This is a genomic window from Bacillus sp. z60-11 (genome assembly GCF_046464135.1).
Classification (GTDB): Bacteria; Bacillota; Bacilli; order Bacillales; family Bacillaceae; genus Bacillus; species Bacillus sonorensis_A.
In genome coordinates this window covers 332,526-345,444 of record NZ_JBIYSN010000002.1, presented here as the reverse complement: position 1 = coordinate 345,444, position 12,919 = coordinate 332,526, and the positions used below count along the sequence as shown (strand labels likewise).

Annotated in this window: 13 protein-coding genes; all 13 read left to right on the top strand. The window is 45.9% G+C overall.

The genetic code is table 11. From position 1 onward, the window contains the following. Positions 1–4: 4 nt before the first annotated feature. On the top strand, positions 5–1,201 hold the full coding sequence (yqfD, locus tag ACINLD_RS08560) for a sporulation protein YqfD (RefSeq protein WP_026587912.1): 1,197 nt from the start codon (positions 5–7) through the stop codon (positions 1,199–1,201). Continuing rightward, a complete protein-coding gene (locus tag ACINLD_RS08555) occupies positions 1,198–2,157 on the top strand; it encodes a PhoH family protein (RefSeq protein WP_077736404.1) in 960 nt (319 codons plus the stop codon). Before yqfD ends, ACINLD_RS08555 begins: the two co-directional genes overlap by 4 nt. Before the next feature lie 109 nt (positions 2,158–2,266). After that, positions 2,267–4,351, top strand: a complete 2,085-nt coding sequence (locus ACINLD_RS08550; RefSeq protein ID WP_142246141.1) for an HD family phosphohydrolase — start codon at positions 2,267–2,269, stop codon at positions 4,349–4,351. Next, positions 4,348–4,824 carry an rRNA maturation RNase YbeY gene (gene ybeY, locus ACINLD_RS08545; protein WP_026587909.1) on the top strand — a complete coding sequence of 159 codons (477 nt, stop codon included), beginning with the start codon at positions 4,348–4,350 and terminating at the stop codon, positions 4,822–4,824. The genes ACINLD_RS08550 and ybeY overlap by 4 nt, the downstream gene beginning before the upstream one ends. Next, positions 4,802–5,182, top strand: coding sequence for a diacylglycerol kinase family protein (locus ACINLD_RS08540; protein WP_026587908.1), 381 nt, complete (start codon positions 4,802–4,804; stop codon positions 5,180–5,182). Before ybeY ends, ACINLD_RS08540 begins: the two co-directional genes overlap by 23 nt. 133 nt (positions 5,183–5,315) lie before the next feature. Further along, entirely contained in the window at positions 5,316–5,726 is a 411-nt protein-coding gene (locus ACINLD_RS08535) for a cytidine deaminase (RefSeq protein ID WP_026587907.1), read from the top strand. Next, complete coding sequence (gene era / locus ACINLD_RS08530; RefSeq protein ID WP_026587906.1) at positions 5,707–6,612, top strand: GTPase Era; 906 nt, start codon at positions 5,707–5,709, stop codon at positions 6,610–6,612. Before ACINLD_RS08535 ends, era begins: the two co-directional genes overlap by 20 nt. A gap of 156 nt (positions 6,613–6,768) precedes the next feature. After that, positions 6,769–6,912, top strand: a complete 144-nt coding sequence (locus tag ACINLD_RS08525; RefSeq protein ID WP_077736405.1) for a YqzL family protein — start codon at positions 6,769–6,771, stop codon at positions 6,910–6,912. Positions 6,913–6,949: 37 nt separating this feature from the next. Further along, positions 6,950–7,720 carry a DNA repair protein RecO gene (gene recO, locus ACINLD_RS08520; protein WP_077736406.1) on the top strand — a complete coding sequence of 257 codons (771 nt, stop codon included), beginning with the start codon at positions 6,950–6,952 and terminating at the stop codon, positions 7,718–7,720. A 352-nt stretch (positions 7,721–8,072) separates the two neighbouring features. Further along, complete coding sequence (gene glyQ, locus ACINLD_RS08515) at positions 8,073–8,960, top strand: glycine--tRNA ligase subunit alpha (RefSeq protein ID WP_026587904.1); 888 nt, start codon at positions 8,073–8,075, stop codon at positions 8,958–8,960. Continuing rightward, complete coding sequence (gene glyS, locus ACINLD_RS08510) at positions 8,953–10,992, top strand: glycine--tRNA ligase subunit beta (RefSeq protein ID WP_026587903.1); 2,040 nt, start codon at positions 8,953–8,955, stop codon at positions 10,990–10,992. The genes glyQ and glyS overlap by 8 nt, the downstream gene beginning before the upstream one ends. 200 nt (positions 10,993–11,192) lie before the next feature. Beyond that, entirely contained in the window at positions 11,193–11,831 is a 639-nt protein-coding gene (locus ACINLD_RS08505) for a helix-turn-helix transcriptional regulator (protein WP_026587902.1), read from the top strand. Positions 11,832–11,856: 25 nt separating this feature from the next. Further along, positions 11,857–12,669, top strand: a complete 813-nt coding sequence (locus tag ACINLD_RS08500; protein WP_026587901.1) for a pyruvate, water dikinase regulatory protein — start codon at positions 11,857–11,859, stop codon at positions 12,667–12,669. Positions 12,670–12,919: the final 250 nt, after the last annotated feature.

Here is a 12,919-nt window from a genome sequence, read left to right as displayed (position 1 = left end):
AGACGTGAAGAATAAATGGCTTTCTTTTTTCTCAGGAAAGATTCAGCTTGAAGTGACGGGAATGGGAATCGAACGTTTATTAAATGAGTGCACAAGGCGCGGCATCCCGATGTTTAATGTGAAAAAAAAGAAAGACTCTGTCTTTCTTTATATTCTGCTTTCCGATGTACATGCCTTTCGAAAAGTCATCAGGACCTTTGACTGCAAATGCCGTTTTTTAAAACGGAAAGGCCTGCCTTTCATCATCAGGCAATCGATGCGAAACAGCGGGTTTACTTTGGGGATCGCAGCTTTTTTTATCATCATGTTCCTCCTTTCCAATATGCTGTGGAAGATTGACATCTCCGGCGCCAATCCGGAAACAGAGCACCAAATCAGGCAGCACCTTGACCAGATCGGAGTGAAAAAAGGCCGCTTTCAATTCACCATGCTGACCCCGGAGAACATTCAGCAGTCGCTGACAAAGAGCGTTGAAAATATTACTTGGGTCGGAATCGAATTAAACGGGACAGCCCTTCACATGAAAGTGGTGGAGAAAAATGAGCCTGATAAGGAAAAATACATCGGTCCAAGGCATATCATCGCCAAAAAAGAAGCGACCATCTCCAAGATGTTTGTTGAAAAAGGAGAGCCGCTCGTTACGGTGAATCAGCATGTTGAAAAAGGGGAGATGCTCGTTTCAGGGCTGATCGGAACAGAGGATGAGAAGCAAAAGGTCGGCGCCAAAGGCAAAATTTACGGTGAAACATGGTACAAGTCTAAAGTGACGGTACCGCTTGAGACATCATTTGATGTTTTTACGGGTAAAGTAAGGACAAAGCACAAGCTCTCCATCGGTTCACTTTCCGTTCCTTTTTGGGGATTTGCATTGAAAAAAGAAGAGCTTTTGCGTCCGAAGACCGAAGTCGAAAAACATTCGCTTCACTTCATGAACTTTAAGCTTCCCATCGCTTATGAAAAAGAAACGACGCGGGAAAGCGAACAGGTCAAAAGGGTGTATACTAAAAAAGAAGCGGTTCAGGAAGGCATCAAAATGGGAAAAAGGGACGTCCGGAAAAAAATTGGCGAAGATGGGGACATTATCAATGAAAAAGTTTTGCACGAAACGAGTGAGAATGGTAAAGTTAAATTGATCATCCTTTACCAGGTTATTGAAGACATTGTTCAAACAACACCAATCGTTCAGGAGACTAAAGAATGACAGAACACTTACTTGCGATTAATCAGCAATTGGAAAGTCCGAATGAAGCTCAGGCGCTGTTTGGAAATCAGGATTCGCATCTAAAAATGATGGAGGAAGAGCTGAACGTCTCGATTGTTACACGGGGTGAAACCGTTTATGTAGCCGGTGACGAGAACACGTTTCAAATCGTTGACAGCCTGCTCGCGTCCCTCTTGAATCTGATCCGCAAAGGAATTGAGATTTCTGAACGGGATGTCATCTATGCGATCAAGATGGCGAAAAAGCACAAGCTTGAGTTTTTTGAAAGTATGTATGAAGAGGAAATTACGAAAAATGCCAAAGGGAAGCCGATCAGAGTCAAAACCATCGGGCAAAGAGAGTATATCACGGCAATGAAAAAGCACGATTTAATCTTTGGCATCGGTCCCGCCGGAACGGGAAAAACCTATTTGGCGGTCGTAAAAGCCGTTCATGAACTGAAAAACGGACGCATAAAAAAAATCATCTTGACGAGGCCGGCCGTTGAAGCAGGAGAAAGCCTCGGCTTTTTGCCCGGTGATCTGAAAGAAAAGGTCGACCCTTATTTAAGGCCTTTGTATGACGCCCTCCACGATGTGCTCGGAACGGACCATACAGCGAGGCTCCTTGAAAGGGGAACCATTGAAATCGCGCCGCTCGCTTATATGAGGGGCCGGACGCTTGACGATGCCTTTGTCATTTTGGACGAAGCGCAAAACACGACGCCTGCACAAATGAAAATGTTTTTGACGAGATTGGGTTTTGGTTCTAAAATGGTCATTACAGGCGATATTACGCAAATCGATTTGCCAAAGGGAGTCAAGTCAGGACTTGCCGTCGCGAAAAGCATGCTCCTTGATATCGAAGGAATTTCATTCGTTGAACTGGATCAGACAGATGTGGTCAGACATCCGCTTGTCGCCCGAATTATCGAAGCATACGAACAGACAAAATAACTCCGAATGGCCCGATCGCCCGCTATCGGGCCATTTTTTAGTTTCTCGCCGGAAAGAGGTGCTATTGTTGAAAAAGAAAAAAAGAGGCGGTAAAAACCGGCTTACCCGAATGGAAAAAGCCCGTTTTCTCCCCGTTATTCTTTATACAGCCATATCAGCGCTGATGTTTATTCTGCTTTTTTTCCATGTCAGACCCGAGTCGCTTGATCTTGATTTGTTTTCAATCAGCGAAAATACGATTTATGCACCGGCTACGGTAGAAGACCAAAAGGCAACATCTGCCAAAAAACAGGAAGCAAGGGAAGAGGTCCCCGATCAGTACACCCTGAAAAAAGAGTACTCTGACAACAGGGTCGATCTTGTATCGTCTATCTTCGACATCATTAAAGAAGTCAAAAAAGAAAGCGGGGATCAAAAGGAAAAAAAACAGATTAAATCCGTGGAAGAAAAATTGACTTCTGATGTGACGGACTCCCTGTCAGAGGACTCTGTCAAAAACCTTTTGCGGGCGAGCGACGGAGAGCTTTCCATGACACAGGATTCGGTCATAACGGCCGTCAACGATGTGATGAGCAAAGAAATCCCTGCCGGAAAGCTTGACGAAGCAAAAGAAAATCTTACAAAGGAGCTGAAGGGCAACTCGGTCCCTTCAAAACTGAAGAATGCCGCCAATGAAATCGGACGCTTTGCGATCATCCCCAATTATGTCTATGATCCCGACAAAACGGAGCAAAAGCGCCAGGAAGCGGCGGACAGCGTTCAGCAGGTGCAGATCAAGCAGGGGCAGATTCTCGTTGAGGAAAATCAGCTGATCGACAGGGAAGTGTACCGGAAGCTTCAATTGACGGGGCTGTTAAGCGGAGCCAATATATTTAAACCGGTCGGCGGACTGCTGCTTTTGATCGCGCTTTTCATCTCGGCATTGATTTACTATTTTGAAAAACAATACAGCAATCGGCTGCCGAAGACGAAATCGCTGATGCTCTTTTCCTTGATAACAGCGATGGTATTGATCGTCATGGAAGTCATCAGCCTGTTTCAAGAGCTCGAATTCAGCCATATCGGCTATATCGTGCCCATTGCAATGGGCGTCATGCTGATCAAGCTGCTGATTAACGAGCGGCTGGCGATTCTCGCGAGCATGATCCTTTCCATCTGCGGAAGCATGATGTTTAACCAGGGTGTCACAGGCACTTTTAACTATGCGATCGGAACGTATTTCTTAATTAGTTCGATAGCGGGCATACTGTTTTTAGGAAAGCATAATGCCAGAACAAAGATCCTTCAGGCGGGACTGTTTGTTTCGTTTGTCAACATCGTTGTCATGTTCACCCTCCAGCTGATTCAAAATACGGCCCAATCCGGTCTGGAGATGGGCACATATCTCGTGATGGGAGCTGTTTCAGGCATTGGATCTTCCGTTCTTGTCCTCGGTTTCATGCCGTTTTTTGAAAGCGGGTTCGGGATCTTGTCGACGATGAAGCTTCTTGAGCTTTCCAATCCGAATCACCCGCTCCTGCGCAAAATTCTGACTGAAACACCGGGAACCTACCATCACAGCGTCATGGTTGCCAATTTATCGGAGGCGGCGTGCGAAGCGGTCGGAGCGAACGGATTGCTCGCAAGGGTCGGTGCGTATTATCATGATATCGGTAAGACGAAACGGCCTCAGTATTTCATCGAAAACCAAATGAATATTGACAATCCGCATGACAAACTGTCACCGCAGCTGAGCAAAAACATCATCATCTCGCATGCGACAGATGGAGCGGACATGCTGAGGGAGCATAAAATGCCGAAGGAGCTCGTCGATATCGCCGAACAGCACCACGGTACATCCCTGCTCAAGTTTTTCTACTACAAAGCTAAGGAAAAAGGCGATCAGACGACAGAAGAAGAGTTCCGTTATCCGGGGCCGAAGCCGCAGTCAAAAGAAGCGGCGATCATTTCCGTGGCCGACAGCGTGGAAGCCGCCGTCAGGTCGATGCACAACCCGAATCCGGAAAGGATTGAAAAGCTTGTGCGCGGCATCATTTCCGATAAGCTTCAAGACGGGCAATTTGATGAATGCGATCTGACTTTAAAAGAACTGAACATCATTGCCAAGACGCTATGTGAAACGTTAAAAGGCATTTTCCATTCCCGGATCGAATATCCGGAGGCCAATCCAAAACAGAAGGTGAAACAATCATGAGTTTAAATCTCGATATCTCAGATGAAACAGGGCGTCTCTCAGAGGGGCAGCTCGAGGAAATTGAAAAGCTTCTTCAATTTGCGGCGAAGGAAGAAGGCGTCGCCGATCAGGCCGAAGTGTCCGTTACGGTCGTAGGGAATGAAGAAATACAGGAAATCAATAAAGAATACCGGGGGAAAGATTATCCGACAGATGTCATCTCATTTGCTCTTGAAGAGGACGGTGAGGGAGAAGTGGAGATTATCGGCGCCGACATGCCGCCCGTTCTCGGCGATATCATCATCAGTGCAGATAAAGCGGAAGAACAGGCGGAAGAGTACGGACATTCCTTGATGAGAGAGCTGGGATTTCTTGCGGTTCACGGCTTTTTGCATCTGCTCGGATATGACCATATGACAGAGGAAGAAGAGAAAATCATGTTCACTAAGCAAAAGGAACTGTTAAATCGCTATGGGCTTTCAAGATCATCATAAACAAAGTGAATGGATCAGGCTGAGAAAAAGCTTTTCACACGCCTTCACGGGAATTTTGAAAACGTTCATGTCCGAGCGCAATTTTCAAATTCACACCGGAGCCGCAATCGTTGTGATCGCTTGCGGCTTCATCTTCAGGCTGACCGCTTCGGAATGGGCCGTCATTTTGATCCTCATCGGCGGAGTGCTTGCATTGGAGCTCATGAACACCGCGGTTGAGCATGCTGTCGACCTTTTCACAAAAGAGAATCATCCGCTGGCAAAAGCCGCTAAGGATGCCGCGGCAGGAGCGGTTTGCGTGTTTGCCTTTGTTTCGTGTATCATTGGATTACTCATCTTTTTGCCAAAATTGTTTTGATCAGCGTATGCGCCCTGGCAAAAGATTCTTACAAAAATTTTACATTTTTGATTTGGGCGTGAAATAACAGCCATTTTTATGTAAAATAAAAGTGTTAGCGGTATCATCGCCGCTATAGGAAGGAATACACACATTGAACAAACAAGAATTGATTACAGAAGCGTTAAAAGCAAGAGAATATGCATATGTTCCGTATTCAAAGTTCAAAGTGGGAGCCGCCCTCTTGACGGAGGACGGCAAGGTGTACAGAGGCTGCAACATTGAAAATGCTGCTTACAGCCTGTGCAATTGCGCCGAACGGACGGCATTATTCAAGGCGTATTCCGAAGGTGAAAAAGCCTTTAAGATGCTCGCCGTTGCCGCTGATACACCGGGGCCCGTTTCACCGTGCGGAGCATGCAGACAGGTCATCTCTGAACTTTGTTCAAAAAACATGCCTGTTGTTTTAACCAATCTGAACGGCCAAGTGAAAGAAATGACGGTTCAAGAATTACTGCCAGGAGCTTTTTCATCGGAGGATCTAAATGACACAGAACAGCTTTAAATCAGGATTTGTGTCCATCATCGGACGACCAAACGTAGGAAAATCTACTTTTTTAAATCGCGTGATCGGCCAAAAAATCGCCATCATGAGCGACAAACCGCAGACAACGAGAAACAAGGTGCAGGGTGTTTTGACCACCGGAACTTCTCAAACGATTTTTATCGATACGCCCGGCATTCATAAACCGAAGCATAAGCTGGGCGACTTTATGATGAAAGTGGCGCAAAACACGCTGAAAGAAGTCGACTTAATTTTGTTCATGATCAATGCGGCGGAAGGGTATGGAAAAGGCGACGAATTTATTATCGAGCGCTTAAAAGGGCTGAACACTCCCGTTTTCTTAATCATCAATAAAATCGACCAGATTCACCCTGATGAACTGCTTCCGCTTATTGATGAATACAGAGCCAGATACCCTTTTAAAGAAATCATCCCGATTTCCGCCCTGGAGGGGAATAATACCGACACTCTTCTAAGGCAAATTGAAGATTATTTGCCGGAAGGTCCGCAGTTTTACCCGAGTGACCAGGTGACCGATCATCCAGAACGCTTTATCATTTCTGAGCTGATTCGGGAAAAAGTGCTGCATCTGACAAGGGAAGAGATCCCTCACAGCATCGCGGTCTCGATTGATTCGATTGAAAAACGGGAAAACGGGTCTGTACATGTGAGTGCGACCATTGTCGTCGAACGCGATTCGCAAAAAGGAATTGTCATCGGTAAGAGAGGCAGTCTGCTGAAAGAAATCGGCAAACGGGCACGGGTTGATATCGAAGCGCTGCTCGGCTCATCGGTTTATTTGGAGCTGTGGGTCAAAGTGCAAAAAGACTGGCGCAATAAGATGTCTCAGCTTCGTGATTTTGGATTTAGAGAAGACGAGTATTGATCGGCACACTTGACCGGGTAGTCGTTACAAAATCTCTCGAAATCAAAGCGATATTAGAAAAAATTGTTTAACATGAAATGGAGGATTCAAGGTCAAGATAATCTTAAGAATTTGGATGTTTGAAAAGCTAGTTATAAACAGAAAGGTGGGGCTTTTATGTTGAATTTTACTTGGAATGTATTTTCACAAACAGGAAACGTTGATACGTACCTCCTTTTCAAGGAATTGGAGAAGGAGAACCTGGAAAGACCCGAAGCACTTGACGAAGAGCTAGCAGAAGTTGACTTTCCAATTTTGTGATCAAGCTTGACCCCTCCGATTTTTGGATGGTGCACATATGCTGACGAAATGTGAAGGTATCGTCATTCGTACAAATGATTACGGAGAATCAAATAAAATCATTACACTGTTAACGAGGGAAAATGGGAAAATCGGCGTGCTGGCCAGGGGGGCAAAAAAGCCGAACAGCCGCCTGTCCGCCATTTCCCAGCCGTTTCTTTATGGCTCGTTTTTATTCAGAACGTCATCAGGTCTCGGCACATTGGAGCAGGGCGAAATGATCGATAGCATGCGGAATATCCGGGAGGATCTTTTTTTAACGGCATATGCCGCATATATCGCAGAATTAATTGATAAGGGGACTGAGGAAAAGAAGGCGAATCCGTTTTTATTCGAACTGCTTCTTCAGTCGATGAGAAGGCTGAATGACGGTACAGATCCCGACATCATCACCAATCTCATCGAAGTCAAAATGCTCGGTGTGCTCGGCCTGTATCCGGAATTAAACGAATGTGTCCACTGCAAAAGTAAGGAAGGCACATTCCACTTTTCCATTCGGGACAACGGCTTCATTTGCCATCGCTGTTTTGCGAAAGATCCGTACAGGGTTCCGCTGTCTCCTGCATCCGTAAGGCTCTTGAGGCTGTTTTTTTATTTTGACCTTTCAAGGCTTGGCAATGTATCGGTCAAACAGGAGACGAAAGAGGAGCTGAAAACAGTCATCCAGCTTTATTATGATGAGTACTCCGGGATTTATTTGAAATCACGGCGCTTCATGGAGCAAATGGACAATATGAAAAAAATGCTGGGGAAAGAAAACAAAAGTTGACATCCTCTTCATATTTTTATAAGATCATGTCATAAAGATTGCGGGATCTAAAAGTCCGCTTATAAGTTTCAATAATGTGTTGCGGCGACGGAAAGAAGTAGTTGCGCCCCCTCATTGAAGCGACCCCGGGACGGTGAAAGCCGGGGATGAGAGCGTAATGAAAGGCATTCCATGAGCAACTTTTAAAAAAGAGGCTGGGACGAACCTCTCAGCAATTAGGGTGGAACCGCGGGAGAACTCTCGTCCCTATGTTTGTGGGAAAACAAGCATAGGGACGGGAGTTTTTTCTGCTTAAAACTTTAGCCCTATGCCAATATGAAAAAACGAAACACGTTCTGTGGAGGTGCTTGATTTGAATATTCAAGAAATGATTCTGACACTGCAAAAGCATTGGTCTAATGAAGGCTGTGTCCTTTTGCAGTCGTACGATGTTGAAAAGGGCGCGGGAACAATGAGCCCCTATACATTTTTGCGGAGCCTCGGGCCGGAGCCGTGGAAGGTAGCGTATGTTGAGCCGTCAAGGCGCCCGGCTGACGGAAGATACGGCGAGAATCCAAACAGGCTTTACCAGCATCATCAGTTCCAGGTCATCATCAAACCGTCTCCGGACAATATTCAGGAGCTGTATTTGGATTCATTAAAAGCGCTCGGAATTGATCCTTTGGAGCATGATATCCGGTTTGTTGAGGACAACTGGGAAAACCCGTCACTCGGCTGCGCAGGGCTCGGCTGGGAAGTATGGCTTGACGGCATGGAAATCACCCAATTCACGTATTTCCAACAGGTCGGAGGTCTTGAATGCAAGCCGGTTTCCGTTGAAATCACATACGGGATTGAGCGGCTTGCTTCATACATTCAGGATAAAGAAAATGTCTTTGATCTGGAATGGACAGACGGCTATACGATCAGAGACTTATTCTTGATGGCCGAATACGAGCATTCAGTCTACACGTTTGAGACATCTGATGTGGAGATGCTGTTCGAACTGTTTGCCACATATGAAAAAGAAGCGATCAGGCAAATGGATCAGGGACTCGTTCATCCGGCGTATGATTATGTCCTGAAATGCTCCCACACGTTCAACCTGCTTGATGCCAAAGGAGCCATTTCCGTTACGGAAAGGACAGGATACATCGCAAGGGTCAGAAACCTGGCTAGAAAAGTAGCCAAAACGTATTATGATGAACGCGAAAAGTTAGGCTTTCCAATGCTGAAGGAGGAAGAGGCTTCACATGAGTAATCAAGATTTGCTTTTAGAAATCGGACTGGAAGAAATGCCGGCTCGTTTCATGCACGACAGCATGACCCAATTGGGGGAAAAGCTTGAAAGCTGGCTGAAAGACAAAAAAATCGCGTACGGGGAAGTCAGGCTTTTTAACTCGCCGAGAAGGCTTGCCGTCCTTGTCAAAGATGTTGCTGAAAAACAGGAAGATGTGAAGGAAGAAGCCAAAGGACCGGCAAAGAAAATCGCCCTTGATGAAAACGGTGAATGGACGAAAGCGGCAATCGGTTTTTCACGGGGACAAGGGGCGAGCCCGGAAGACCTGTATTTTAAAGATGTAAAGGGAACAGAGTATGTATTTGTACAGAAATTCCAAAAAGGCCAAGAGACGATGACACTTCTTCCCGAGCTCCGCGATTTGGTGACAAGTCTCCATTTTCCGAAAAATATGCGCTGGGGCAGCGAGGAGCTGAAATACATCAGGCCGATTAAATGGATTGTCGCCCTTTTCGGCAGCGAGATTGTTCCGTTTTCTGTCGCCCATGTTGAAAGCGGCCGGGTGACGGAAGGACATCGCTTCCTCGGCAAAGCGGCGGAGCTTGGTTCGCCTGCAGAATACGAAACAAAACTGGAAAGCGAATTTGTCATCGCTGATCCGGCAAAGCGAAAGCAGCTGATCACGAAGCAGCTGGATGAATTAGCCGCGGAAAAATCATGGGATATTCCGAGAGACGAAGGTTTATTGGAGGAAGTCAACCATCTGGTTGAATATCCGACCGTTCTGTTCGGAGCATTTGAAGAAGAGTTCCTTTCCATTCCTGAAGAAGTCCTTGTGACAACGATGAAGGAACATCAGCGCTACTTCCCTGTCAAAGACGAAAACGGCAGTCTCCTCCCTTACTTTGTGACGGTGCGCAACGGGAATGACCGCGCTCTTGAAAACGTTGCGAGAGGGAATGAAAAGGTGCTGAGAGCCCGCCTTTCAGATGCAGCCTTCTTCTATAAGGAAGATCAAAAACTGAATATCGAAGAGAATGTTGAAAAGCTTGAGAAGATCGTCTTCCATGAAGAGCTCGGTTCGCTCGGAGACAAGGTAAGGCGTTCAAGCGCAATCGCAGAACGAATCGCCCGGAAAATCGGTGTCGATCAAGAAACGCTTGAGCTGATTCAACGCGCTTCACACATTTCCAAATTCGACCTTGTGACCCATATGGTATACGAGTTCCCTGAGCTTCAAGGTATCATGGGTGAAAAATATGCGCGGATGCTCGGCGAAAAAGAAGAAGTGGCGCTTGCGGTCAATGAGCATTACATGCCAAGGCAAGCCGGCGGACAGACGCCGTCATCAGTCATCGGTGCCGTTGTCGCTTTAGCCGATAAGCTTGATACTGTGGCTTCATTTTTCAAAATCGGTGTGATTCCGACCGGATCTCAAGACCCGTACGGATTAAGACGGCAGGCGAGCGGAATCGTGCAAATTCTGCTGGACCGGAATTGGGGAATTTCCTTTGAGGAGCTCGCCTCTTTTGCAGGGCAGGAAGAAAACAGCGAACTGCTTGATTTCTTCAAACTGCGCCTTAAATATGTCCTGACAGCTGAACACATCCGTTATGATATTGTCGAAGCCGTGCTTGAAAGCACCGGTCTTGAGCCGTATTCAGCGCTCAAAAAAGCCGTTGTGCTGGAGAATGCAGCCGCCAAGCCGGACTTTAAAGAAACGGCCGAAGCGCTGGCCAGGGTCATCTCGATCAGCAAAAAAAGCGGAGACGGCCATGTGGATGCGTCCCTGTTTGAAAACACTCAGGAAGAAATGCTCTTTAAAGCTTATGAGGAAAGCAAACGTCGGATTGAAGGCTTTTATGAAGCAAAAGATTTTGATGGTGCCTTCAGCGAACTGTCTAAGCTGAAAACACCGATTGAAGCATATTTTGATCATACGATGGTTCATGCTGAAGATGAAAGATTAAAAGAAAACCGCCTGGCGCAAATGGCAAGTCTGGCGGAGCTGATTCGCTCTTTTGCAAACATCGATGCCATCATTGTAAAATAAACGGCAAAAGACGGTTGCTGACAGCCCGGCAATCGTCTTTTTTAAACTAACGGTATCGATTTTTCACATCCCTGTCAAAATGCGCCTGTCTTTTTCATAGAATCCAAATATAATTGCTGTTATTTTCGCGGCTTTATGCGTTATAATATGTTATCGACTTTTATACATATTGCACGAAACACGGGGCTGACTTAAAGGTGGTGAGTACAATCGAACTAAATAAACGTCAGGAGCAAATTTTGCAGATCGTCAAAGAGAACGGACCGATCACAGGGGAGCATATAGCGGAGAAATTGAATTTGACAAGGGCCACTCTCCGCCCGGATTTGGCGATCTTGACAATGTCGGGTTTTTTGGAAGCAAGGCCGAGAGTCGGCTATTTTTATACCGGAAAGACAGGCACGCAGCTCTTGGCAGATAAGCTGAAAAAGCTGCAGGTAAAAGACTTTCAGTCCATCCCGGTGGTGATCCATGAAAATGTTTCCGTCTATGATGCGATCTGCACGATGTTTTTAGAGGACGTAGGAACGCTTTTTGTCGTTGATGATAATGCCATCTTAGTCGGTGTACTTTCACGAAAAGACTTGCTCAGAGCAAGCATCGGCAAGCAGGAGCTCCCTTCAATTCCCGTCCATATTATCATGACGAGAATGCCGAACATTACGCTGTGCAGGCGTGATGATTTCATTTTGGACATTGCCAAAATGCTGATTGAAAAACAGATTGATGCATTGCCTGTTGTAAAAGATACGGAAAAAGGCTATGAAGTGGTGGGGAGAATCACCAAAACGAACATGACAAAAATCCTTGTCAGCTTATCTGAAAATGAAATCATGTAGAGCAAACAACAAATGGGGGGATATCATGAGTAACCGCACGATTTATGTTGTATCCGACTCTGTCGGCGAAACCGCTGAACTCGTAGTCAAGGCGGCGATCAGTCAATTTAACGGTTCATCTGAACATACCAATATCAGGCGGATACCTTATGTGGAAGACCGCGGAACAATTAAAGAAGTGATTGCACTGGCCGAAGCGGACGGCGGCATCATCTGCTTCACCCTCGTCGTGCCGGAGATTCGCGAATTTTTAATTGCCGAAGCAGAGAAAGCGAATGTTGTCTATTATGATATTATCGGCCCCTTGATCGAAAAAATGGAATCCGTCTACGGTTTCAATGCAAAATATGAACCGGGCCGGGTTCGTAAGCTTGATGAAGATTATTTCAAAAAGGTGGAAGCGATCGAATTTGCCGTGAAATATGATGACGGCAGAGATCCGCGGGGCATTCTGAAGGCGGACATCGTGCTGATCGGCGTGTCAAGAACGTCCAAAACCCCTTTATCGCAATATTTGGCCCACAAGCGTCTCAAGGTGGCCAACGTGCCGATCGTTCCGGAAGTGGATCCTCCTGAAGAACTTTTTTCGGTTGACCCCGCCAAATGTATCGGGTTGAAAATCAGCCCTGACAAGCTGAACCATATCCGCAAAGAGCGCCTGAAATCGCTCGGTCTCAACGACAAAGCGATCTATGCCAATATCAACCGCATCAAAGAGGAGCTCGAATATTTTGAGAAAATCGTGAACCGCATCGGCTGTGAAGTCGTAGATGTATCGAATAAGGCGGTCGAGGAAACGGCCAACATTATCCATAACATGATGACAAAAAGGGCCTAACGAACAAAACTCAGGACACCCCATCCTGGGTTTTTGCTTTGACGGTATCGGGAAAGTTGAAAATGATAGCATCTTTTACCCATTTGTATTATAATAAAAAATTGTGATAAAATAATTAACTTTTAGGTTTAAGCTAAGTACAGAACGAATAAACTATTATGGGTATCGTGTCAAGAATTTCAAGAAAAAAACTTTCGACAAATTCTTATAGCTCGATCGTTTTTAAACCTGTGTGATTTTGCCTGTATTT

What these genes read in the sequence shown, in the direction of transcription:
- ACINLD_RS08555 (WP_077736404.1), top strand. Translation starts at nt 1,198, where the DNA reads ATGACAGAACACTTACTTGCGATTAATCAGCAATTGGAAAGTCCGAAT.
- ACINLD_RS08550 (WP_142246141.1), top strand. Translation starts at nt 2,267, where the DNA reads ATGGAAAAAGCCCGTTTTCTCCCCGTTATTCTTTATACAGCCATATCA.
- ybeY (WP_026587909.1), top strand. Translation starts at nt 4,348, where the DNA reads ATGAGTTTAAATCTCGATATCTCAGATGAAACAGGGCGTCTCTCAGAG.
- ACINLD_RS08540 (WP_026587908.1), top strand. Translation starts at nt 4,802, where the DNA reads ATGGGCTTTCAAGATCATCATAAACAAAGTGAATGGATCAGGCTGAGA.
- era (WP_026587906.1), top strand. Translation starts at nt 5,707, where the DNA reads ATGACACAGAACAGCTTTAAATCAGGATTTGTGTCCATCATCGGACGA.
- ACINLD_RS08525 (WP_077736405.1), top strand. Translation starts at nt 6,769, where the DNA reads ATGTTGAATTTTACTTGGAATGTATTTTCACAAACAGGAAACGTTGAT.
- recO (WP_077736406.1), top strand. Translation starts at nt 6,950, where the DNA reads ATGCTGACGAAATGTGAAGGTATCGTCATTCGTACAAATGATTACGGA.
- glyS (WP_026587903.1), top strand. Translation starts at nt 8,953, where the DNA reads ATGAGTAATCAAGATTTGCTTTTAGAAATCGGACTGGAAGAAATGCCG.
- ACINLD_RS08500 (WP_026587901.1), top strand. Translation starts at nt 11,857, where the DNA reads ATGAGTAACCGCACGATTTATGTTGTATCCGACTCTGTCGGCGAAACC.